Raw genomic sequence first — 22,870 nt, forward strand, 5'->3', positions numbered from 1 at the left:
CCGGAATTTTTCCGTTTCAACCGGTACGACGCCTGACAAAAAAAGATCCACCTTTTTCAAGATGGATCGGACTCTTCGGGTTTTCCGCGATTCATTCCTCTTTCCGGTTTAAACAGGTCACTTTGACACCCAGGACGGCCAACAGGATCCCGATGACGGGAACTGTATAATTGAAAATCGCGTAGGGAGCATATTGAAAGGTGTTCACTCCCAAGGTGGAGGTGATGAAAACACCGCAAGTGTTCCATGGCACCAGTGCGGATGTGACCGTGCCCCCGTCTTCCAGTGCGCGGGACAGGTTTTTGGAATGAAGGTTTCTCTTTTTGTAAGCGCTTGCAAACATACGGCTCGGAAGCAGAATGGAAATATATTGTTCCGCAGCGGTGACATTGGTGACAAAGCTTGAAAGAATGGTGGTTGGAATCAGGCTTTTTGCCGATTTGGCAAATTTCAGGATTTGGTTGACAAGGGCTTTTTGCATGCCGGTGGATTCCATGATTCCCCCGAAGGTCATGGCCACAATGGTCAGGGAGACGGTATACATCATGCTCTCGATTCCGCCGCGGTTAAACAATTCATCGACCCATGCCTGTCCGGATTCAATGGTGTAGCCGTCATGCATGGCACGGATCGCATCGCCGGCCGGATCTCCCTGCACAAAAATCTGGCAGATGAATCCCGCCAAAACCCCTACCGCCAAAGCAGGCAACGCCGGAACTTTTTTGGCCACCAGAAAAATGACCAGCACGGGAACCAATAAGAGCCAGGGCGAAATGACAAAATTTTTTTCCAAAGAGGAAATCATGGTCTGGATATGTTCATCCTGGATGTTGTGGGCGCTGAACCGCATTCCTGCAAAAAAATAGAAGGACAGTGCGATGACAAGTCCCGGAATGGTGGTGTAAAACATGTGCCGGATATGTTCAAACAAATCGGTTTCCGTCACCCCTGAAGCCAAATTGGTTGTATCGGAAAGAGGGGACATTTTATCGCCGAAATAGGCTCCGGATATGATGGCTCCCGCCACGAAAGGAGCCGGAATACCCATGCTGATGCCGATTCCCATGCCGGCGACGCCGATGGTTCCCATCGTGGACCAGGAACTGCCGATCGCAAGGGACACGACACAACAGATCAAACAGATGCTGACCAGAAAGAGGGAAGGGGTGATGATCTTCAATCCGTAATAAATCAAAGAGGCGATAATTCCTCCGCCGATCCAAGTGGCGATGATCAGTCCGACCAGAATGATAATTAACATGGCGGGCAAAGCCAGGCGGATGCCTTGATACATCCCTTCTTCCATATTCTTCCACGAATGGCCGTGGAAGTGTGCGACCCAACCGGCTGTGATGGTGCCGACGATCAGCGGAATGTGGGGGGGTCTTCAAACCGGATGATCGTAACGGCCATGGTGACGATCATCACCAGAAGCGGGAACAATGCCCAAAGAAACGGAATATCCTGTTGCTTGGAATGCTTCATAATTTTCCTCCTTTTTTTCGCTTTGGATAAATGTTGATTTTTGGGTAATATCTATTAGTTTATAATAAATTAATTCAGAAATAAAATTTAGTTACGATCATTTTGCTAAGTTGTTTTTCCGGGAAAACAGAAAATATTGGAACAATATGATATAAACAAAAAAGAGGGCGGTTGCCCTCTCGTGTCGGATGGAAGCACAGTTGCGCCGGTTACAACAGGTTGCTGGTGGAGTTGCCGCTTCCACCGCAGATGGTTTGTGCGTCTCCCAAGTTAATCGGGATTTGCAGGTTCAAGTTGATGAGACCGGCACTTTGCGCTCCGGTGGTGGCTCCGTTATTCACCCGGGCTTGGCATCCGCCGCGGCGGCGTCTGCGACGGTGTGGCACAACCACGATGACTTTCTTTCTTCTCGTGCAGCAGGACATACCGCGTCACCCCCTTTCACAAGGATTGCCGGACAAAGACGGGTCGGGAGAAGTGGATGTCAAATCGGGAAGGGAAGGGGGAGAAGACCTCCCCCGGCATCACTCATCAGAGGAGATTGCTGGTCGAGTTACCTCTGCCGCCGCTGAAGGCCTGAGCATCTCCTAAGTTAATGGGTACTTGCACGTTCAGGTTGAGCAAGCCGGCACTTTGTGCACCGGTCCGGGGAGCGTTGTTGACGGATGCACGTGCGCTGAAGGACCGGCGGCGTCTGCGGCGGGCCACAACGACCACGACTTTCTTTCTTGCATGGCAATGCATAAGCCTTGCACCTCCTTTCAGGGGGAATGATCACATTGGATTCGGATTACTCTTTCTTTTCAGAATCCGCAGCGGATTGCTTGGAGGAGAATTGTTGTTTGATTTGCTGTTCAATTTGCTTTTTTTGTTCTTCCGTCACCGGAACTTTTTTCGCGATGACATTGACCAGATTGGGAGCCAGGGATTGCATCAGGGATGCGCCGGTTGTTGTTCCTCCGTTTCCGTTGCCGATGAGGATCGACATCAACAGGTTGACGAGTGCCGTGATGAAATCAGTGAGGATGCCGGTTACATTGCCGACGGCTGCTCTGGCAGAACCGGTGAGGGCTGCGGGCAAAGTCAGGATATAATTGAGAAAATCAATCGCGGTTTGTTGCGCTTCCACTTGTTGGGATTGCGGGACATTTTCCCGGATGGCTTCGTCCAAAATGGCGCGGATTTGTTCCAACTCTTCGGGGGTAAAGGAGTTTTTGCTCATCCTGTTTCACCTCCTTTCAATGGGGTTCACAGAACTTACACGGCATTGGATACCGAGTTTTGGTCGCTTTCATTCAATGATGTGGAATCACCAATATTTACGGGAATTTGGACGATGATATTAATCAGACCGCTGATCGCGCCATCGATGGTCGCGGCGTTGTTGACGGAGCTGTCTGCAGAGGAAGGGCGTGTCGGACGTCTTCGTTTTTTGCGGGGGGAAACGTTTTTTAGCAGAAGCAGTCTGCGGCAGTGCTTGCACAAAGTCGGTTTTTTCTTCCTTTTCCGGAGTTTCCTTCGCCGTCTATAACAGGTCATTGTTTGCGCCTCCTCTCGTCCGGGAGGGCGCCGATTTGTTCCGGTGCAAGACGTCCTGTTGGATAAGTTGCTTAATCTTGTTTTTGGTCCCTGGTTGGAACACTTCTGCCAAATTGATTAAATTCTGCAGTTTTGGGGGGAGTTTTTCATCATCCAGACTTTTGATCAATAAGTTGTATATTTTCATTCTTATGATTTGTTCCATTTGTCCTGAAAGATGATCGAGGTGTTTCCGGTTGCCATTCAATGACGACACCTCCTTGTTTTCAACTGGCATTCTTTGAAGTTAATATAGTATATTATTTGCTCGCAAAAAGGTGATTATATATTTTATAAATAGTTTAGTATCTTGGTAGAAAATAAAGCCGCCTTCCATTCGGAAAGCGGCTTTTCATCAGCCGGGGGTTTCCGTGAAATATTCCGGAAATTCCCGCATAAATGTTTGTACGACTTCAGGATATTCGTTTTCGCTGATTTCGAAGATTTCCTCCCCTGAATATTCAAAAAAGAAAAGGGATTTGTCGGGATGATCCGGGTCATAATACATGGCCATGGTTCGCTGTTGATGGGTGAAGGTGGCGCCCAAAACCGCCAGGAAAGTCCTTCCGTCCATTTCCAGCTGTTGAAAGAAAAGCGGTTCCAGTTCTTGCAAAATCAGATCACTGTAGGTTTCCCCCGGATAACGCAAAACCATTACCTCTTCTTTTTCTTCTTCAATAATATAGATTTCTCTTTTTCGTTCCTTTTTCCACAACAGCAATAAATGCTTGATCCCTTGATGGATGAAGACATATTGATAAGGCGTTTGAAAGCGGATGTTCAATGATTTTCTCCCCTGTTTTTAAAATCGGACTCTTTTTATATTAAAACATGGACGTGCCGGAAACAATGAACCGGCTTGAAGAAAAGGCTTGCGGAAATCCGGTTGCTAGAATCCGGCGGGCAACAGTATAATACCAACGTAAGGATTTATGAAAGGGATCATGATTGGGAAAAATGGTGGGAGAAGGAGGGAAATCCATGAACACGTCCGGCAAGGAAACGCCCCGCAATCAGGAAAATGATTTTATTGATGCCGTGAAAGGTGCATTGGGAGCCGCCGGGGTATTCTTGTTGATCTTTATTATTTTAACGGCAATCGATGTAATGCGGTAAAATTTTTAAAACGGGAGGGCCTGAGGCGGAATCCTCTCGTTTTTTTGTCGGGACCCGGAAGGGCTCGGTTTGCTTCCGGTTGGCAAAAGCAAAACCGTGAGATATACTTCAGAATGTGGCCAAACATGAAAAAAAGATTTTCTGTCTGACTGATACCTGGTTTTGTAAGGGGATACAGAAGGATGGAATACATAAATCATGAATCAGGGTTTGGCGTGTTTTTTGTGGTTATGACCAAGGATTGGGGGATTGCGGAATGAATGTTCATGAGTATCAAGGAAAGCAAATCCTGAAAAAATTTGGCGTTCAGGTTCCGAACGGCTTTGTCGCGTTCACTGCCGATGAAGCGGTGGAAGCTGCGAAAAAACTGGAAGGAGACCTGTGGGTTGTCAAAGCGCAAATTCATGCCGGGGGCCGCGGAAAAGCCGGTGGCGTGAAATTGGCAAAAAGTTTGGAAGAAGTCCGTCAATATGCAGATGAATTGCTCGGGAAGACGCTGGTGACCCATCAAACCGGCCCGGAAGGAAAAGAAGTCAAACGATTGTTAATTGAAGAAGGACTCCCAATTGAAAAAGAATACTATGTCGGAGTGGTGATTGACCGGTCCACCCAACGTGTCGTCATGATGGCTTCCGAAGAAGGAGGCACGGAGATCGAAGAAGTGGCCGCCAAAACACCGGAAAAAATCTTTAAGGAAGTGATTGATCCGGCGGTTGGGATGATGCCGTTCCAAGCGCGTCGTTTGGCTTATTCCATCAACATCCCGCAAGAGAAAGTCAATCAAGCCGTGAAATTTATGCTGGGCCTTTATCAGGCATTTGTCGACAATGATTGTTCCCTGGCGGAAATCAACCCGCTTATTACCACGAAGGACGGACGCGTCATGGCATTGGATGCGAAATTGAATTTTGATTCGAATGCATTGTTCCGCCATCCTGATATTTTAGAAATGCGCGACTTGGATGAAGAAGATCCGAAAGAAGTTGAAGCTTCCAAATATGATCTGAACTATATTGCGCTCGATGGAAATATCGGCTGCATGGTGAATGGAGCCGGCTTAGCCATGGCCACCATGGACATCATCAAACATTATGACGGCGAACCGGCCAACTTCCTGGATGTCGGTGGCGGCGCAACCGCGGACAAAGTGCGGGAAGCTTTTAAAATTATTTTGTCGGATGAAAATGTCAAAGGAATTTTTGTAAATATTTTCGGCGGAATCATGAAATGTGACGTGATCGCCAGCGGAGTGGTGGAAGCGGCAAAACAAATCAAACTGGACCGGCCGTTGGTGGTTCGTCTGGAAGGCACCAACGTCGAACTCGGCAAGAAAATTCTGCAAGAATCCGGTCTGGAAATTGTGGCAGCCGATTCTTTGGCGGATGGCGCGCAAAAAATTGTGGAACTGGTGAAGTAAGAATTTGAATGACAGATCGCCCGAGAAAGGTGGGAGTTTAGGTGAGTATTTTTGTAAATAAGGATACCAAAGTGATCATCCAGGGGATTACAGGGTCAACCGGATTGTTTCATACCAAACAGGCGATTGAGTACGGGACACAAGTCGTCGGCGGTGTCACTCCGGGCAAAGGGGGACAGGAGATCGAAGGAGTTCCCGTTTTCAACACGGTGCAGGAAGCCGTGGAAGTGACCGGGGCCAATGCTTCTGCGATTTATGTGCCTCCGGCCTTTGCAGCCGATGCCATCATGGAAGCGGTGGATGCCGGATTGGAATTGGTCGTGTGCATCACTGAAGGCATCCCGGTATTGGACATGGTGAAAGTAAGACGGTACATGGAAGGGAAAAAGACACGCCTGATCGGCCCGAACTGTCCGGGTGTCATCACTCCGGGCGAGTGCAAAATCGGAATCATGCCGGGATATATTCATGTTCCCGGACATGTCGGGATCGTGTCGCGGAGCGGAACGCTCACCTATGAGGCCGTCCATCAATTGAGCACACGCGGGATCGGCCAATCGACGGCAGTCGGCATCGGGGGCGATCCGATCAACGGAACCAACTTCATCGATTGTTTGAAAGCTTTTGAAGAAGATCCGGACACCAAAGCGGTGATCATGATCGGGGAAATCGGTGGTACGGCAGAAGAGGAAGCGGCCGAATGGATCAAAAACCATATGACAAAACCGGTGGTCGGTTTTATCGGCGGACAAACCGCACCTCCCGGAAAACGCATGGGACACGCGGGCGCGATTATCTCCGGAGGAAAAGGAACCGCTGCCGAAAAAATTGCCACGTTGGAACGCTGTGGCGTAAAAGTGGCGGAAACACCGGCTGTCATCGGCGAAACCTTGGTGAAAGTTCTGGAAGAAAAAGGGTTGTTGGACGAAGTGACGGTGAAGTGATGAATGAAGGGAACCTTTCGGGTTCCCTTTTTTTATTGGTACGGGCCGCGGCGGTGATGGTTTTGGGAAAATCAGGATCCGGCGGAAGGAGAAAGGGCGGGGAAATGGTACTTTGTAATATTGGAAATAGGAACCAATCGCATCACGGGTGTCGACTCTTATAAGCTGTTCATTTTCTTGCAAAAGAGGTGTTGACCGTTGCATGCTTATTCTTGGTTGATTGCATTGGATCACATTCCGTCGGTGGGATGGCACACCATTCATTCATTGATTCAAGCGGGATGGAAACCGAAAGGGCCCGTGCCGGACGATTTATTGGACCGGTTAACGCTTTCCCGGGTGAGGCCAAAAGCGATCGGGAAGGTGAAATGCGAATTGACTTCCGCGTTGGTTGAAAAAGTGATGCAAAATCTGGAAAAAATGCAGATTCAGACCGTGACGTTTTTTGATCCGGCCTATCCTTCCCTGTTGAAAGAGATTGCCCAACCGCCATGGGTGTTATATATTCGGGGGGATTCATCCTTATTGACGCAAAAGTCGCTCGCCGTGGTGGGAACCCGAAAACCGACGCCTTACGGACTCCGGGCAACGCGGGAGCTGGTGACGCCGTTGGCGGAACGCGGGTGGACCATCATCAGCGGGATGGCCAACGGAATCGACGGGGAGGCACACCGGTCCGCGCTGCGGGTGGGAGGCAAAACCATAGCCGTTTTGGGAACGGGGGTGGATGTCATTTATCCCAAAAATCATCGCCGCCTTTATGAGCAGTTGGTGGAGCACGGGGCGGTGATTTCCGAAATGCCGCCCGGCACCCCGCCCCATCCAGGGGTCTTTCCCAGACGGAACCGGATTATCAGCGGTCTTTCGCACGGAACGCTGGTGGTGGAAGCCGCGGAAAAATCGGGTTCTTTGATCACTGCCGGGTTCAGCATGGAGCAGGGAAGGGAAGTTTTTGCCGTTCCGGGGATGATGACCTCCGCCCTAAGCCAGGGAACATTAAAACTGATCCAGGACGGGGCAAAATGCGTGCGCCAGCCGTCAGACATCCTGGAAGAGCTGGAGGGGCTCCCTTTGACCGGTTCCCTTCCGGACGATTTGCATAATTTGAGCCCGATTGACTTAAATGATATAGAAGAGCAAATCTACGGACAAATTCCGATGGATGAACCGATCCACATCAATCAGTTGTTGGAGCGGTTTGATCAACAAAGGGCCCCGGGGGAAGTTCATCAGGCACTGGTCACGTTGGAGATGAAACAGGTGATTGCCTCGCTTCCCGGAGCCCGGTATATCCGCAAGTGACGCATCAAAGCATCTTCAAACCAAGTGTCCGGAAGTTGAACACTTTGGTCACAATTTGGTATTGTATCAAATACGAGTGCAAATAAGAGAAGTGGCAAGAATGAGGGGAGGGCCGTAGATGGCCGATTCACTAGTGATTGTTGAATCACCGGCTAAAGCCAAAACCATAAAAAAATACCTGGGAAGCAAATACATCGTGAAAGCTTCCATGGGACATGTGCGGGATTTGCCCAAAAGCCAGATGGGCGTCAATGTGGAAAACCGGTTTGAACCCAAATATATCACCGTCCGGGGAAAAGGGGATATTTTAAAAGAATTGCGTGACGCCAAGAAAAAAGTAAAAAATGTCTATCTGGCGGCGGACCCGGACCGGGAAGGGGAAGCGATTGCCTGGCATCTGGCGCACAGTTTGAATGTTCCCCTGGAGCAAAAATGCCGGGTCGTTTTCAATGAAATCACCAAACAAGCCGTCAAAGAAGCATTCAAGCATCCCCGGGAAATCAACATGGATTTGGTGAATGCCCAACAGGCAAGGCGGATTTTGGACCGGTTGGTGGGGTATAACATCAGCCCGCTGTTGTGGAAGAAAGTGAAAAAAGGCTTGAGTGCCGGACGGGTTCAGTCGGTGGCGGTCAAGTTGATCATCGACCGGGAAAATGAAATCCGAAAGTTCAAACCCGAAGAGTACTGGACCGTGACGGCGGTGCTGCTAAGCGGTGAAGAGCCTTTTGAAGCCAAATTTTATGGTTACGGGAAAAAGAAAACGCAGTTGGGTTCCAAAGAAGATGTGGATCAACTCCTTGAAGCCATCAAGGGAAAGCGCTTTGTTGTCGAAGAGGTGAAAACCAGCGAACGCAGACGAAATCCGGCCGGTCCGTTTATCACGAGCACGTTGCAGCAGGAAGCCGCCCGGAAGCTCGGTTTCCGCGCGCAGAAGACGATGGCGGTCGCCCAGCAGTTATATGAAGGGGTGGACATCGGCAAACAAGGAACGGTGGGGCTCATTACCTATATGCGGACGGATTCCACCCGGATTTCCAAAACGGCCCAAAGCGAAGCGCGTGAATACATCGCCGGAAAGTTCGGGGCGGAATACTTGCCAAAAACACCACACTCGCACAAACAGAAATCGGGCGCGCAAGATGCCCACGAAGCGATTCGTCCGACCTCCGTCTTCCGGGTTCCGTCCGAAATCAAAAGTTATTTGTCCGGGGACCAATACCGGTTGTACAAATTGATTTGGGACCGGTTTGTGGCTTCTCAAATGGCACCGGCCGTGTTTGATGCGGTTTCGGCGAATATCCGGGTCGGGGAAGCGCTGTTTAAGGCCAGCGGTTCCAAAATCAAGTTCCCGGGATTCATGAAAGTGTATGTGGAAGGCGAGGATCAGAAGAAAAAGGAAGAAGACAAGTTTTTACCGGAGCTTTCCGAGGGGCAGGTATTAAAGCGGAAGTCCGTCGAGCCCAAACAACATTTCACCCAGCCCCCGCCCCGTTATACCGAAGCCAGCCTTGTCAAAGAGCTGGAAGACAAAGGAATCGGGCGCCCGAGTACTTACGCCCCGATTTTGGACACCATCCAGAAACGGGGATATGTCCTTCTGGAAGAGAAACGTTTTGTTCCTTCCGAGTTGGGGGAAATTGTGATTGATTTAATGCAGCAGTTTTTCCCGGAAATCTTAAATGTGGAGTTTACGGCCAATCTGGAAGAAGACCTGGATAAGGTGGAGGAAGGAAAAGCCGATTGGATCGAAATTTTGGACCGGTTTTATCATCCGTTTCAAAAACAGTTGTCCGTCGCGGAAAAAGAGATGGAAGAAGTGGAAATCCAAGACGAGGTGTCCGGGGAAGTCTGTGAAAAGTGCGGCAGCCCGATGGTATACAAGTTCGGTCGTTACGGAAAGTTTTTGGCTTGTTCCGCTTTTCCGGATTGCCGCAACACCAAACCGATTGTCAAATCGACCGGGGTTTCGTGCCCCAAATGCAAAGAAGGGGAAATCGTTGAACGAAAGAGCAAAAAATCCCGCCTGTTTTACGGATGCAGCCGATACCCGGAATGCGACTTTGTTTCGTGGGACCGGCCGGTTCTCCGTCCATGCCCGAAATGCGGGAACCTGATGGTGGAGAAAAAAGCAAAGAAAAAGCCGACCATGATTCGTTGTACTGTTTGTGATTATGAAGAAGAAAAAAATTGACGGAGGGGACGGAAAAAGATGACACACGTGACTGTTGTGGGAGCGGGGTTGGCAGGAAGCGAAGCCGCCTGGCAAATCGCCGGGCGCGGAATCAAAGTGAAATTGTATGAAATGAGGCCGGTAAAAATGACACCCGCCCATCGCGGGGGACAATTTGCCGAATTGGTGTGCAGCAACTCATTGCGAAGCGCAGCGTTGACCAATGCGGTGGGCGTGTTAAAAGAAGAAATGCGCCGCCTCGATTCCATTGTGATGAAAGCGGCGGACCGGCATGCGGTTCCGGCCGGCGGGGCGCTTGCCGTGGACCGGGAAAGTTTTTCGGAGGAAATCACTCAAACGCTTTCCCGCCATCCCAACATCGAAATTTATCATGAAGAAATCACCGAATTGCCCGAGGGGCCGGCCGTGATCGCCACCGGACCGCTCACATCCAAGGCGCTGTCCGAAAAACTGAGAGCTTTGACCGGCGAGGAATATTTGTATTTTTATGATGCAGCGGCTCCCATTGTCGAAAAAGATTCAATCGATATGGAAAAAGTTTTTGTCCAGTCCCGTTATGATAAAGGGGAAGCCGCTTATATCAATTGTCCCATGACGGAAGAAGAGTTTGACCGTTTTTATGAGGCATTGATTCAAGCGGAGACAGCGCCCTTGAAAGATTTTGAAAAAGAAATTTTCTTTGAGGGATGCATGCCGGTTGAAGTGCTCGCCAAAAGAGGGAAAAAAACATTGTTGTTCGGTCCCATGAAGCCGGTCGGGTTAACCGATCCGCGGACCGGAAAACAGCCGTTTGCCGTCGTGCAATTGCGGCAGGACAACAGTGCCGGCACCCTTTACAATATTGTCGGCTTCCAAACCCATTTGAAATGGGGGCCGCAAAAAGAAGTCATACGGATGATTCCCGGTTTGGAAAACGCCGAGATTGTCCGGTACGGGGTGATGCACCGGAACACCTTTATCAATTCACCCAAACTTCTGCTTCCCACCTATCAATTCAGAAAAAATGACCAACTGTTCTTTGCCGGCCAAATGACCGGAGTGGAAGGATATGTGGAGTCAGCGGCGTCCGGTCTCATTGCGGGCATCAATGCCGCCCGTCTGGTGAAGGGGGAAGAACCAGTGGTTCCGCCCCAAACGACCGCCATTGGAAGCCTGGCTCATTACATCACCCATACCGATCCGAAACATTTTCAGCCGATGAATGCAAACTTCGGATTATTTGAAGCTTTGCCCAAACGGATCCGCAACAAGAAAGAGCGGGCGGAAAAATACGCCGAACGCGCTTTGGACAGTATTGAGGAATTTCGCAAACAAGTCACTGTCTCTTCTTGATGCGGGATTTTCAAGCGATCATACATGATTGACGGGAAATTTTCGATTGGCCCGAAAAAGGGGGAACAAAGATTGGGAGATTTTCATGCAACGACCATCTTTGCCATACAGCATGAAGGAAAAGCGGCCATGGCCGGAGACGGTCAGGTGACTTTTGGCAATCAAATGATCATGAAACACGGCGCGAAAAAAGTGCGCCGGCTGTATCACGGAAAAGTGGTGGCCGGTTTTGCCGGATCCGTCGCGGATGCGATGACGCTGTTTGAGAAGTTTGAAAGGAAGCTGGAAGAATACCACGGGAACCTGGCGAGGGCAGCGGTGGAGCTGGCCAAGGAATGGCGTTCCGATAAGGTTTTGCGGAAACTGGAAGCCATGATGATCGTGATGAACGCGGAGAAATTGTTCCTGATCTCCGGTACCGGTGAAGTGATCGAGCCGGATGACGGGATGTTGGCGATCGGTTCGGGAGGAAGTTTTGCATTGTCTGCCGGCAGGGCGTTGAAACGGTATGCGCCCCATCTTTCCGCCAAAGAAATCGCTGAAGCCGCATTAACCATTGCCAGCGAAGTTTGTGTGTTTACCAACAATCAGATTGTAGTTGAGGAGGTTTCATGATGGCGCCCGTGTACAACCCTCGAGAAAAATGGACTCCCCGGCAAATTGTTGCAGAATTGGATAAGTACATCATCGGGCAGAATGAAGCAAAACGCGCCGTTGCGATCGCTCTTCGAAACCGTTACCGCCGCACGCTGTTGCCGGATGAACTGAAAGAGGAAGTGGTTCCCAAAAACATTTTGATGATCGGTCCGACAGGGGTGGGAAAAACCGAGATTGCCCGCAGGCTGGCGAAGCTGGTCGGTGCACCTTTCGTCAAACTGGAAGCCACCAAATTCACCGAAGTGGGTTATGTCGGCCGGGATGTGGAATCCATGGTCCGTGATTTGGTGGAGACCGGGGTTCGCATGGTGAAAAAAGAAAAGTTGGAAAGCGTGAAGGATGAGGCGCGCGCCATGGCTAATGACCGGATTGTCGAAATTCTGGCCCCCGGCAAAAAGGCCGCACCAACTTTTAAAAATCCGATTGAGTTTCTGTTCCAGCAAAATCAATCCTCCCCTCCGGCCAGTCAGACGCAACAGGATGAAAGCAAGCTGAAAGAAGACCGGCGAATCTTAAAAGAGAAGTTATTGCGCGGAGAACTGGAGGATCGCGTGATCGAAATCGAAGTGGAAGAGCAGGCTCCGGCCATGTTTGACATGTTTGCCGGAACCGGCGTCGAACAAATGGGAATGAACATGCAGGAGATGCTCGGGCATTTGATGCCGAAGAAAACCAAAAAGCGGAGAGTCACCGTGAAAGAGGCCCGCGAAATATTAACCCAGCAGGAAGGGCAAAAATTAATCGACATGGACCAGGTCACCCAGGAAGCTCTGGAAAGGGTGGAACAATCGGGGATCATTTTTTTGGATGAAATCGATAAAGTGGCCGGGAAGGACGGACATGGTCCGGATGTCTCCCGGGAAGGGGTGCAGCGCGATATTTTGCCGATCGTGGAAGGCTCGACGGTGATGACCAAATACGGGCCGGTGAAAACCGATCACATTTTGTTTATCGCTGCCGGGGCATTTCATGTGTCCAAACCGTCGGATCTGATTCCCGAACTTCAAGGCCGCTTTCCGATCCGTGTCGAACTGAGTGATTTGACGGCCGATGATTTTGTAAGGATTTTAACCGAGCCCAAAAGCGCGCTGATCAAACAGTACACGGCGTTGTTGGAAACAGAGGGCATCCAGGTGACCTTCACCGATGAAGCTATCCGCGAGATTGCCCGCTTGTCGGCGGAAGTGAACAGCGCGACGGAAAATATCGGTGCCCGCCGCCTCCATACGGTTTTGGAGCGGTTGCTGGAGGAATTGTCCTTTGAGGCGCCTGAGATCGGAGCCGGTGAAATCAAGATCACACCGGAATATGTGAGAGAACGATTGCAAGATATAGTGAAAGACCGTGATTTGAGCCAGTATATATTATAAAGAAGGAAATTCGGCGTTTTTTTCGAATTGACGTTTCACGGGAGTTTTTTCTTGCGAGGGCTTTAATGAATATGGTATATTCATCAATGGTGTAAAACACACGTCAAGGAAAGCAGGCAGTGGTGCCATGGGAAAATTGGTTTCTGCTTGCGATGACTTTGGCGGAGGAATAACCAATAAGGAGGATTTTTTAATGGCAGTTGTATCAATGAAACAATTATTGGAAGCAGGGGTTCATTTCGGTCATCAAACACGTCGTTGGAACCCGAAAATGAAAAAGTACATTTTCACGGAACGTAACGGCATTTATATCATCGATTTGCAAAAAACCGTGAAAATGATGGAACAGGCTTACAATTTCGTTCGTGACCTGGCTGCAAATGACGGAAACATTTTGTTTGTCGGAACGAAAAAACAAGCACAAGAAGCCGTCAAAGAAGAAGCCACCCGTTCCAACATGTTTTATGTCAACCACCGTTGGTTGGGAGGAACCCTGACGAACTTCCAAACCATCCGCAAACGCATCGAACGTCTTCATGAATTGGAACGCATGGAAGAAGACGGCACCTTTGATGTATTGCCGAAAAAAGAAGTGGTTCTGCTGAAAAAAGAGCAGGCAAAATTGGAAAAATTCCTCGGCGGGATCAAATACATGAAAAAATTGCCGGATGCCATCTTTGTGATTGATCCGCGCAAAGAACGGATTGCGGTTGCCGAAGCCCGCAAGTTGAACATCCCGATCATTGCCATTGTGGATACCAACTGTGATCCGGATGAAATCGACTATGTCATTCCGGGGAACGACGATGCCATCCGTGCGGTTCGTCTCTTCACCGGAAAAATCGCCGATGCCATTCTGGAAGGAAAACAAGGGGAGCAACAGCAACAAGAGCAACCGAGCGAAACCACAACAGCTTCCTGACCGGAAAATGAAGAGGGTGGCATGACGGGACTCATGCCGGCCCCCTCTTTTTATACGCTATATCAAAAAAGGAGGAGCATTCATGGCAATCAGCGCACAACAAGTAAAAGAACTGCGTCAAAAAACAGGCGCGGGAATGATGGATTGTAAAAAAGCTTTAACCGAAACCAACGGAGACATGGAAAAAGCGATCGAATATCTCCGTGAGAAAGGTATCGCCAAAGCAGCCAAAAAATCAGACCGCATTGCAGCGGAAGGGATTGTTGAATCCTACATACATGCCGGAGGCCGGATCGGTGTTCTGGTGGAAGTAAACTGTGAAACCGATTTCGTTGCGAAAAACGAAGAGTTCAAAAGCTTTGTCCGGGATATCGCCATGCAAATTGCCGCAATGAATCCGCAATATGTTCGCAGTGAAGAAATTCCGGAAAGCGTTGTGGAAAAAGAACGGGAAATTTTAAAACAACAAGCGCTTCAAGAAGGAAAACCGGAACACATTGTTGACAAAATGGTGGAAGGACGTTTGCAAAAACATTTCAAAGACATTTGCCTTTTGGATCAACCTTTTGTCAAAGACCCGGATAAAACCATCGATCAACTGGTGAAAGAAATGATCGCCAAGATCGGTGAAAACATCAATATCCGTCGTTTTGTCCGTTACGAAATGGGCGAGGGTCTCGAAAAACGTGAAGATAACTTTGCGGAAGAGGTTATGTCCCAAGTCAAGAAAGGTTGACAAATTACATGGGAACACGAACTTGGTGTTCCCATTTTTTTAGAAGTTCTTTGAACAAACTGGACAAGTTGTATGATTTGAAGGAAAATTCATCTATATTGATTTTGTACGAACGGAGGAAAACGATGAGTACTCCCAAATATAAGCGAGTTATCTTAAAATTAAGTGGTGAAGCCTTGGCCGGAGACCGGGGTTATGGAATTGACGCAAATGTGATCCAATCGCTGGCCAAACAAATCAAAGAAGTGGTTGAACTCGGTGTGGAAGTGGCTGTGGTTGTGGGAGGCGGCAACATTTGGCGCGGCATTCAGGGATCATCCCGCGGAATTGACCGTGCCACTGCCGATTACATGGGAATGCTTGCCACGGTGATGAACTCGTTGGCGTTGCAAGATGCGCTGGAAAGTATCGATGTGCCGACCCGGGTGCAAACCGCCATTGAAATGCGGCAAGTCGCCGAGCCGTATATCCGCCGGCGTGCCATTCGCCACTTGGAAAAAGGCCGGGTTGTGATCTTTGCCGGCGGAAACGGCAATCCGTTTTTCTCGACGGATACGACCTCGGCGCTCAGAGCGGCTGAGATTGAAGCAGAAGTCATTTTGATGGCCAAAAACAATGTGGATGGCGTTTACACTGCAGATCCCAAGAAAGAGCCGACCGCCAAAAAATATGACACGCTGACTTATCTGGAAATCTTGAACAAAGGTTTGAAAGTAATGGATTCCACAGCTTCGTCCTTGTGTATGGATAACAACATTCCGCTCATTGTTTTTAATATCTCCGAAGAAGGAAACATTCGGCGCGTGCTTTTGGGAGAGCAAATCGGAACATTGGTAAAAGGGAGTGTGTAAGCATATGGATGAAGTAAAAAAGCAAGCTCAGGAGAAGATGGAAAAGGCACTGCAAGTTTTAAAGAAAGATTTGATTTCGATTCGTGCCGGACGGGCCAACCCTTCGTTGTTGGATAAAGTGGTCGTGGAGTATTACGGTTCGGAAATGCCCGTCAACCAGGTCGCCAACATTTCCACTCCGGATCCCCGCACCTTGCTGATCCAACCGTGGGACAAATCGGTATTGCCCGAGATTGAACGCGGGATTTTAAAATCCGAGCTCGGGTTGAACCCCAACAATGACGGTTCCGTGATCCGTATCACCATCCCGGCTTTGACGGAAGAACGGCGCAACGAATTGGTAAAACTGGTCCGGAAAACCGGCGAAGATGCCAAAGTGGCGATTCGCAACATCCGTCGTGATGCCAACGACACATTGAAAAAGATGGAGAAAAACGGGGAGATTCCGGAAGACACCCTGCGCCGCGGCCAGGATGAAGTCCAAAAGCTGACGGATCAATACATCAAAAAAGTGGATGATGTGGTTGCGGACAAAGAGAAAGAAATTCTGGAAATCTGAGGAATGATCTCATCGGGTGAAAACCCCTTCTTTACAGAGGGGGTTTTCTGGCTAAATCAGGAAATTGTTGGAGGAAAAAGGTTGATTCGTACCTAAGATATTTTGAGACCTATTTGCGGAGGAATGTTCTATGATCAAATCCATGAAGCGTTTGATGGGATCCATGGGGAACGATACATCATCCGCCGAAGATTTGTTAGAAAAGATCAAAAAAGCGCCCATGCCCAAGCATGTGGCGATTATCACCGACGGAAACGGACGTTGGGCCAAAAAAAGGGGAATGCCTCGCACGGCCGGTCATGCCGCGGGAATGAAACGGATCCGTGAAATTATCCGGGCCGCCGATGATTTGGGGATTGAAGTGTTAACCTTTTACTCCTTCTCAACGGAAAACTGGAAAAGACCCAAAGACGAAGTGGAGTATCTGATGAAGCTGCCCATGGAGTTTTTGAAAACCGATTTGCAAGAGTTGATGAAGCGAAATGTCAAGGTCCGGATTTTGGGCGGGATCAGCAGGACACCGGATTACACGCAAAAAGCGTTGATGGAGTTTCAGAAAAAAACCAAAGACAATACCGGCTTGATACTGAATTTTGCCATTAACTACGGGGCAAGAAGCGAGATTATAGAGGCTGTTCACCGGATTATAGAAGACATTGAAAATGGTCATATTGATAAAGGAGAAGTCAACGAAGAGCTGATGAGTGAGTATTTGTTGACCAAAGGATTGCCAGATCCCGATCTGGTCATCCGGACAAGTGGTGAAATACGGGTGAGCAACTTCTTGTTGTGGCAACTTGCGTACAGTGAGTTGTGGTTTACGGATGTGTTGTGGCCTGATTTCTCGTCGGAATGTTTTTACCAGGCGATCGAAGATTTCCAGCATCGTTCAAGACGCTTTGGGGCGGTGTAAAGAGACAGGGGAAATAGCGATGAAACAGAGAATTATTACAGGTACATTGGGCGCTGTGATTTTTCTGGGATTGATGAGCCAAGCCTGGTTATATACAATTTGCTTGTTTGTTTTGGGAATTGTGGCCTTTATTGAATATGCAAAAATGAAAAACATTTCGCTTCGCACCCCGCAAATTTTTATCGGGGTTGCCGTGATCTTGATGGTGTTTTTGAGTGTGCTTGCCAATCAACCCAACTTCTCCGGATTTTCTTTTTTGCAAGGAACCACACCGGTCATCCTGGGGCTGATTCTGTATTTTTTGTGGATGGTCTTCAGCCGGAACCAATTTGATCTGTTTCAAATGGCTTATTTGTTTGTGGGTGCCATATACATAGGATATGGATTTTCCTATATGACGGTGACGATTTGGCAAGAGAACGGTTTGGCTTGGTCCTTGTTGATCATTTTGGCCACTTGGGCAAATGATACCGGCGCTTATTTTGTCGGCAAGCGATGGGGAAAGCAGAAGCTGATGCCGGAAATCAGCCCGAATAAAACCATTGAAGGATCTCTTGGCGGAATTTTGTGTGGAACTCTTTTGAGCATCATCATCTTTTTCATATTTCCCGATCTGGGCAATCCGTTGTTTGCCGTGGCCATTGGCGTATTGATCACCGTCGTCGGTCAAATCGGGGACCTCATTGAATCGGCATGGAAACGAAGCACAGGCGTCAAAGACTCAGGATCCCTTTTGCCGGGGCATGGCGGATTTTTGGATCGTTTTGACAGTTTGCTGTTCACGTTTATCATTTTACACTTTGTCCAACTTTTGTGATGACTGAAAGGGGCTATGGAATGTTAGAAAAGGTGGCTATTCTCGGTTCCACTGGGTCCATTGGAACAAGCACACTGGCGGTAATCAAAGAACACCCTGAACAATTTGAAGTTGTCGCTTTGGCGGCCGGGAACAATGCAAAATTGATGATACAACAAGTGAAGGAATTTCAGCCCCGGTTGGTGTCCATGGCCACCCGGGAAGCGGCTGAAGCCGTGAAACGGGAAGTGGGGGACGAGGTTCGTGTCCTGTGGGGGGACGAAGGCTTGAAAGAGGTTGCTGCCAGTCCGGACTCCACCTACCTTGTCTCTGCTTTGGTCGGAAGCAAAGGCTTGGTCCCGACCCTGGAAGCCATTCGGGCAGGGAAAAAGATCGGGTTGGCAAATAAAGAGACCCTGGTCACAGCCGGCCATATTGTGACGGCGGAAGCCAAAAAACATCAAGTGCCGTTGTTGCCGATTGACAGCGAGCATTCTGCACTTTTTCAATGTCTTCATGGTGAGCGGATGGACGATGTGGAACGGGTGATCATCACGGCATCCGGAGGGGCGTTTCGTGATTGGAGCCGGGAAGAATTGGTGAATGCAACCGTGGAACAAGCGTTAAACCATCCGAACTGGGCAATGGGAAACAAGATCACCATTGACAGTGCAACGATGATGAACAAAGGATTTGAAGTGATTGAAGCGCACTGGTTATTTGATTTTCCTTATGAGAAAATAGATGTAGTCCTTCATCCGCAAAGTGTCATCCATTCGATGGTTGAATTTCAAGACGGTGCCGTGATGGCACAATTGGGCACCCCGGACATGAGGGTTCCGATTCAATATGCATTGACTTACCCCAAACGGATGCAACTGACGACAAAACGCCTGGATTTTGTTCAGTTATCCCGGCTCGATTTCAAAGCAATGGATTTCAAACGGTATCCCTGTTTGAAAATGGCTTATGATGCCGGGAAAGCCGGGGGAACGGTGCCGGCTGTGTTAAATGCGGCGAATGAAGTGGCGGTACAAACCTTTTTACAAGGAAAATGCACTTTTTTGGCCATTGAAGAGATCATCGAACGGACGCTGGAGGCACATCAGGCGGTCAGCAATCCGTCGTTGGAAGAAATTGAAGAAGCAGACAGATGGGCCCGCCGATTTGCACAAGACGGTCTTGTTCCGTCGGCTTAGATTTAAGGTGTGTGATCAACCAGGGTGGTGATGAATAGTCCATGCAAACCGTAGTGATATTTGTTTTGGTCCTGAGTTTACTTGTCTTTGTTCATGAATTGGGGCATTTTATCTTCGCAAAACGTGCAGGGATACTGGTGCGGGAATTTGCCATCGGTTTCGGACCGAAGCTTTTTGCCACCAAACGGGGGGAAACGCTCTATTCCCTCCGGATTTTGCCCTTGGGCGGTTATGTCCGCATGGCCGGTGAAGATGCGGAAATGGTGGAAATCAAAACGGGTACGATGGTTTATGCAACCCAAACTCCGGAGGGGAAATTGAACCATTTGTACCTGTTTGATCCGCAAGGGTTGGAGGCGGAGTCTCTGGTCGTCGGAAGGCTTGTGGAAGCGGATTTGGAAAGACAGCTGTATGTGGTGCTGGAAGATGCGGATGGACATGAAGCAAAATATTTCCTGGATCCGCAAGCCAATATTCATTACACCGAAAAAACGGAACTGCAAATCGCGCCGTATGACCGTCAGTTCGGCTCCAAAACCGCCGGGCAAAAGGCGATGACCATTTTTGCCGGCCCCCTGTTTAATATTGTGTTGACCATTATTCTGTTTGCCATCTACACATTTGTAACCGGAATCGAAGACCGGTTGCCGGTCGATCAGGCCATTCCGGATTCACCGGCAGCCAAGGCCGGGATCCGGGAAAATGATATGATTGTGGCCATCAACGGCAAAAAAGTGAATACCATGGATTCGTTGCGGTATGAGTTGTTGGAATCCAAAGGGAAAACGGTGACCATTACGGTGGACAGAAACGGACAAAAACTGGATTTTCCGGTTACACCGCAAAAAAGCGGGGAAGTCTACCAAATCGGGGTTTATTTTAATGTCAATGAGATGAAAAGAGACGCCACCCTTTGGGAAGCAGCCATTGACGGGTTCAGGCAGACGTATGATTGGTCTGTCATGATCATGGACGGATTCGGGAAGTTGGTGACCGGACAGCTGGGGCTGAAAAGTTTGGGTGGGCCTGTTCAGATGGGTTCCATCACCGGCGAGGCGGCCAAGGCCGGATATGAGTCACTCATCCGTTGGACCGCACTTTTGAGCCTGAATCTGGGGATTTTTAATCTGTTGCCGATTCCGGCTTTGGATGGAAGCCGTCTGGTTTTCATCGGGATCGAGGCGGTTCGCGGCCGTCCGATCAGCCCGAACAAGGAAAGTCTGGTTCACTTTATTGGGTTCGCTTTACTGATGATGTTGATGCTTGTGGTGACGTTTAATGACATAAAAAAAGTGTTCTTCACTTGATAAAGCGGAAACCCGGCTCTGATCGATGGGCCGGTTTTCCTTTTTTATGGCGATAGATCTTTTTTCTTTTAATGGTTTTATGTATGATAAAAAACAATGGCATTTTTTGAAAAGAGAGGGATGAATATGCGGCAAAACAATATGATGGCTCCGACACTCCGGACGGTCGGGGAAGCAGAAATGATCAGTCACCAGCTGTTGCTGCGCGGAGGATTCATCCGGCAATTGGCTGCGGGGATATATACTTTCTTGCCTTTGGGATACCGCGTTTTACATAAGGTGGAACAAATTGTGCGCGAAGAGATGGATCGCATCGGAGGTCAAGAGTTGCTGTTGCCGACATTGCATCCGGCCGAATTATGGCAGGAGTCCGGCCGTTGGGACACTTACGGGCCTGATTTGTTTAAGATGCAAGACCGGCATGACCGGCCTTTTGCGATCGGGCCCACCCATGAAGAAGTGATTACCGATTTGTTGCGGGGTGAAATCAATTCTTACAAAAAACTCCCGATGATTTTATACCAGATTCAAAACAAATTCCGGGATGAAAAGCGCCCGCGCTCCGGTTTGTTGAGAGGGCGGGAGTTTATCATGAAAGATGCCTATTCGTTTCATTCGGATCGGGATTCGCTGAATGAAACCTATGAAAAGATGTATCAGGCATACCAAAACATTTTTACCCGCATCGGTCTGGAATTTCGGGCGGTTGAAGCCGACTCCGGTTCCATCGGCGGAAAAGGCACCCATGAGTTTATGGCTCTGGCGGATGCCGGGGAAGATACGGTGGTTATCTGTGAATCCTGCGATTACTCGGCCAATGTGGAAATGGCCGAAGTGGCCGGGGAAGAAAATACATCCGGTGTAGCTTCCGTGGAAAAAATGGAAAAAGTGCACACTCCGCAAAAACGCACCATTGAAGAGGTGGCAAAATATTTGGATGTGCCGGTTTCCAAGCTGGCCAAAAGCCTTGTCTTTTTGGTGGACGGGGAACCTGTGCTCGTTTTGGTGCGGGGAGATCATGAAGTGAATGATGTCAAGGTGAAAAATCTGTTGAATGCCACGGTTTGTGAGCTGGCCGATGATCAAACCGTGCAGGAAATCGCAGGGGCTCCTGCCGGATTTGTGGGGCCGGTGGGCTTGAAGAAAAAAGTGAAAGTGTTGGCGGATCAGGCTGTGATGAATCAGAGAGAACTGATTGTCGGAGCCAATGAAGTCGATCATCATTTCATTCATGTTCAACCCGGGCGTGATTTTGGAGTGGATGTGACCGGCGACCTGAGAAATATCCAGGAAGGCGACAGATGTCCCCGTTGCGGTGGTGTGATTTCTCTGCGCCGCGGGATTGAAGTGGGGCATGTGTTCAAATTGGGAACCCGTTACAGCGTGGAGATGAAAGCCAGATTTTTGGATGAAAACGGCAAAGAGCAGCCGTTTATCATGGGATGTTACGGCATCGGCATTTCCCGCGCGGTAGCATCCGTTGTGGAGCAGAATCATGATGAGCACGGAATTATTTGGCCCGTTTCCATTGCCCCCTATACCGTTCACCTGATTGCGGTGAATATGAAAAATGAGGTACAGGCCAAAACTGCGGAAAAATTGTACCAAGAGTTATTGGAAGCCGGATATGAAGTATTGTTTGATGACCGTAAAGAACGGGCGGGTGTGAAATTTAAAGACGCGGATTTGTTCGGGATTCCGGTCCGGATTACCGTCGGAGCCAAAGCCGGAGATGGTCTGGTGGAGATGAAACTGCGCCGCTCGGGTGATGCACAGGATGTAGCCGTTGAAAATGTGATCCGCGATTTGCCGGAGTGGATCAAACGGGCGGACAACCCATCGTAATGCCGCCAAGCATTTTACAACCCTTCTTTTCTGCATGAGAAGAAGGGTTTTTTGGTTGTTGATTATGGAAATAAGTGGTTTTATAAAAAAGGGTTGCATTTTGTTTATGACCGTGATATATTATTCCTTGTCGCCGCAAGGCGGTGGACAAAAGGAAAACGACGCACCTTGAAAATGAGATATGGAAGAAGCATGACGAGGTTGAAGAGACTCGTATGACGAGAATCTTCACACGTCGCTTGTCAAGTTGCAATCACCGGGAGAAGTAATCTCCAAGAGAGTCAGTAGGGTAAGCTACTAAGGGCACACGGTGGATGCCTTGGCGCCAGGAGCCGATGAAGGACGGG

At 49.1% G+C, this 22,870-nt stretch carries 21 protein-coding genes and 1 pseudogene; 17 read left to right on the forward strand and 5 right to left on the reverse strand.

The window, feature by feature from the left end; genetic code table 11:
• Positions 1-91: 91 nt before the first annotated feature.
• From nhaC to I8U21_RS07540, 5 genes and pseudogenes are all read right to left on the reverse strand, one after another.
• Positions 92-1,485: pseudogene (gene nhaC, locus I8U21_RS07520) on the reverse strand (Na+/H+ antiporter NhaC).
• A gap of 209 nt (positions 1,486-1,694) precedes the next feature.
• Positions 1,695-1,910: a hypothetical protein gene (locus I8U21_RS07525; protein ID WP_181730724.1), complete on the reverse strand. Its 216-nt coding sequence runs from the start codon at positions 1,908-1,910 to the stop codon at positions 1,695-1,697.
• 365 nt (positions 1,911-2,275) lie between these two features.
• Positions 2,276-2,707 carry a hypothetical protein gene (locus tag I8U21_RS07530; RefSeq protein ID WP_181730723.1) on the reverse strand — a complete coding sequence of 144 codons (432 nt, stop codon included), beginning with the start codon at positions 2,705-2,707 and terminating at the stop codon, positions 2,276-2,278.
• Positions 2,708-2,742: 35 nt separating this feature from the next.
• Entirely contained in the window at positions 2,743-3,024 is a 282-nt protein-coding gene (locus I8U21_RS07535; protein WP_181730722.1) for a hypothetical protein, read from the reverse strand.
• A gap of 394 nt (positions 3,025-3,418) precedes the next feature.
• A complete protein-coding gene (locus I8U21_RS07540) occupies positions 3,419-3,847 on the reverse strand; it encodes a hypothetical protein (RefSeq protein WP_198053622.1) in 429 nt (142 codons plus the stop codon).
• Between the two features lie 197 nt (positions 3,848-4,044).
• Between I8U21_RS07540 and I8U21_RS15180 the strand changes: the two genes are divergently transcribed.
• The 17 genes from I8U21_RS15180 to I8U21_RS07620 all read left to right on the forward strand — a co-directional run bounded on the left by I8U21_RS15180 (position 4,045) and on the right by I8U21_RS07620 (position 22,523).
• Complete coding sequence (locus tag I8U21_RS15180; RefSeq protein WP_255516942.1) at positions 4,045-4,179, forward strand: hypothetical protein; 135 nt, start codon at positions 4,045-4,047, stop codon at positions 4,177-4,179.
• A 256-nt stretch (positions 4,180-4,435) separates the two neighbouring features.
• On the forward strand, positions 4,436-5,596 hold the full coding sequence (gene sucC / locus I8U21_RS07545) for an ADP-forming succinate--CoA ligase subunit beta (protein ID WP_198053623.1): 1,161 nt from the start codon (positions 4,436-4,438) through the stop codon (positions 5,594-5,596).
• A 41-nt stretch (positions 5,597-5,637) separates the two neighbouring features.
• A complete protein-coding gene (gene sucD / locus I8U21_RS07550) occupies positions 5,638-6,540 on the forward strand; it encodes a succinate--CoA ligase subunit alpha (protein WP_181730719.1) in 903 nt (300 codons plus the stop codon).
• A gap of 198 nt (positions 6,541-6,738) precedes the next feature.
• Positions 6,739-7,842 carry a DNA-processing protein DprA gene (gene dprA / locus I8U21_RS07555; protein WP_181730718.1) on the forward strand — a complete coding sequence of 368 codons (1,104 nt, stop codon included), beginning with the start codon at positions 6,739-6,741 and terminating at the stop codon, positions 7,840-7,842.
• Between the two features lie 118 nt (positions 7,843-7,960).
• The gene (gene topA, locus I8U21_RS07560; RefSeq protein WP_198053624.1) at positions 7,961-10,036 is read left to right on the forward strand and encodes a type I DNA topoisomerase; all 2,076 of its coding nucleotides are present in this window, start codon (positions 7,961-7,963) and stop codon (positions 10,034-10,036) included.
• 18 nt (positions 10,037-10,054) lie between these two features.
• Complete coding sequence (gene trmFO / locus I8U21_RS07565) at positions 10,055-11,368, forward strand: FADH(2)-oxidizing methylenetetrahydrofolate--tRNA-(uracil(54)-C(5))-methyltransferase TrmFO (RefSeq protein WP_198053625.1); 1,314 nt, start codon at positions 10,055-10,057, stop codon at positions 11,366-11,368.
• A 72-nt stretch (positions 11,369-11,440) separates the two neighbouring features.
• The gene (hslV, locus tag I8U21_RS07570; protein ID WP_181730715.1) at positions 11,441-11,983 is read left to right on the forward strand and encodes an ATP-dependent protease subunit HslV; all 543 of its coding nucleotides are present in this window, start codon (positions 11,441-11,443) and stop codon (positions 11,981-11,983) included.
• Entirely contained in the window at positions 11,983-13,395 is a 1,413-nt protein-coding gene (gene hslU / locus I8U21_RS07575; protein WP_181730714.1) for an ATP-dependent protease ATPase subunit HslU, read from the forward strand. The genes hslV and hslU overlap by 1 nt, the downstream gene beginning before the upstream one ends.
• A gap of 193 nt (positions 13,396-13,588) precedes the next feature.
• On the forward strand, positions 13,589-14,317 hold the full coding sequence (gene rpsB / locus I8U21_RS07580; RefSeq protein ID WP_181730713.1) for a 30S ribosomal protein S2: 729 nt from the start codon (positions 13,589-13,591) through the stop codon (positions 14,315-14,317).
• An 82-nt stretch (positions 14,318-14,399) separates the two neighbouring features.
• Positions 14,400-15,053: a translation elongation factor Ts gene (gene tsf / locus I8U21_RS07585; protein WP_181730712.1), complete on the forward strand. Its 654-nt coding sequence runs from the start codon at positions 14,400-14,402 to the stop codon at positions 15,051-15,053.
• 125 nt (positions 15,054-15,178) lie between these two features.
• A complete protein-coding gene (gene pyrH, locus I8U21_RS07590; protein WP_181730711.1) occupies positions 15,179-15,904 on the forward strand; it encodes a UMP kinase in 726 nt (241 codons plus the stop codon).
• Between the two features lie 4 nt (positions 15,905-15,908).
• Positions 15,909-16,463 carry a ribosome recycling factor gene (gene frr / locus I8U21_RS07595; protein WP_181730710.1) on the forward strand — a complete coding sequence of 185 codons (555 nt, stop codon included), beginning with the start codon at positions 15,909-15,911 and terminating at the stop codon, positions 16,461-16,463.
• A gap of 163 nt (positions 16,464-16,626) precedes the next feature.
• Complete coding sequence (locus I8U21_RS07600; protein ID WP_304650713.1) at positions 16,627-17,376, forward strand: undecaprenyl pyrophosphate synthase; 750 nt, start codon at positions 16,627-16,629, stop codon at positions 17,374-17,376.
• Positions 17,377-17,395: 19 nt separating this feature from the next.
• Positions 17,396-18,193, forward strand: a complete 798-nt coding sequence (locus tag I8U21_RS07605) for a phosphatidate cytidylyltransferase (RefSeq protein WP_181730708.1) — start codon at positions 17,396-17,398, stop codon at positions 18,191-18,193.
• Positions 18,194-18,213: 20 nt separating this feature from the next.
• On the forward strand, positions 18,214-19,371 hold the full coding sequence (locus tag I8U21_RS07610; protein ID WP_181730707.1) for a 1-deoxy-D-xylulose-5-phosphate reductoisomerase: 1,158 nt from the start codon (positions 18,214-18,216) through the stop codon (positions 19,369-19,371).
• 41 nt (positions 19,372-19,412) lie between these two features.
• The gene (gene rseP / locus I8U21_RS07615) at positions 19,413-20,678 is read left to right on the forward strand and encodes an RIP metalloprotease RseP (protein WP_198053627.1); all 1,266 of its coding nucleotides are present in this window, start codon (positions 19,413-19,415) and stop codon (positions 20,676-20,678) included.
• Positions 20,679-20,804: 126 nt separating this feature from the next.
• On the forward strand, positions 20,805-22,523 hold the full coding sequence (locus I8U21_RS07620) for a proline--tRNA ligase (protein ID WP_198053628.1): 1,719 nt from the start codon (positions 20,805-20,807) through the stop codon (positions 22,521-22,523).
• The last annotated feature ends 347 nt before the right edge of the window (positions 22,524-22,870 follow it).

It is taken from the genome of Thermoactinomyces sp. CICC 23799, assembly GCF_016055145.1.
GTDB lineage: Bacteria > Bacillota > Bacilli > Thermoactinomycetales > Thermoactinomycetaceae > Thermoactinomyces > Thermoactinomyces intermedius.

Coding starts and splice junctions, on each gene's coding strand:
- I8U21_RS07525 (WP_181730724.1), bottom strand. CDS start 1,910: ATGTCCTGCTGCACGAGAAGAAAGAAAGTCATCGTGGTTGTGCCACAC.
- I8U21_RS07530 (WP_181730723.1), bottom strand. CDS start 2,707: ATGAGCAAAAACTCCTTTACCCCCGAAGAGTTGGAACAAATCCGCGCC.
- I8U21_RS07535 (WP_181730722.1), bottom strand. CDS start 3,024: ATGACCTGTTATAGACGGCGAAGGAAACTCCGGAAAAGGAAGAAAAAA.
- I8U21_RS15180 (WP_255516942.1), top strand. CDS start 4,045: ATGAACACGTCCGGCAAGGAAACGCCCCGCAATCAGGAAAATGATTTT.
- sucC (WP_198053623.1), top strand. CDS start 4,436: ATGAATGTTCATGAGTATCAAGGAAAGCAAATCCTGAAAAAATTTGGC.
- topA (WP_198053624.1), top strand. CDS start 7,961: ATGGCCGATTCACTAGTGATTGTTGAATCACCGGCTAAAGCCAAAACC.
- trmFO (WP_198053625.1), top strand. CDS start 10,055: ATGACACACGTGACTGTTGTGGGAGCGGGGTTGGCAGGAAGCGAAGCC.
- hslU (WP_181730714.1), top strand. CDS start 11,983: ATGGCGCCCGTGTACAACCCTCGAGAAAAATGGACTCCCCGGCAAATT.
- rpsB (WP_181730713.1), top strand. CDS start 13,589: ATGGCAGTTGTATCAATGAAACAATTATTGGAAGCAGGGGTTCATTTC.
- tsf (WP_181730712.1), top strand. CDS start 14,400: ATGGCAATCAGCGCACAACAAGTAAAAGAACTGCGTCAAAAAACAGGC.
- pyrH (WP_181730711.1), top strand. CDS start 15,179: ATGAGTACTCCCAAATATAAGCGAGTTATCTTAAAATTAAGTGGTGAA.
- frr (WP_181730710.1), top strand. CDS start 15,909: ATGGATGAAGTAAAAAAGCAAGCTCAGGAGAAGATGGAAAAGGCACTG.
- I8U21_RS07600 (WP_304650713.1), top strand. CDS start 16,627: ATGGGGAACGATACATCATCCGCCGAAGATTTGTTAGAAAAGATCAAA.
- I8U21_RS07605 (WP_181730708.1), top strand. CDS start 17,396: ATGAAACAGAGAATTATTACAGGTACATTGGGCGCTGTGATTTTTCTG.
- I8U21_RS07610 (WP_181730707.1), top strand. CDS start 18,214: ATGTTAGAAAAGGTGGCTATTCTCGGTTCCACTGGGTCCATTGGAACA.
- rseP (WP_198053627.1), top strand. CDS start 19,413: ATGCAAACCGTAGTGATATTTGTTTTGGTCCTGAGTTTACTTGTCTTT.
- I8U21_RS07620 (WP_198053628.1), top strand. CDS start 20,805: ATGCGGCAAAACAATATGATGGCTCCGACACTCCGGACGGTCGGGGAA.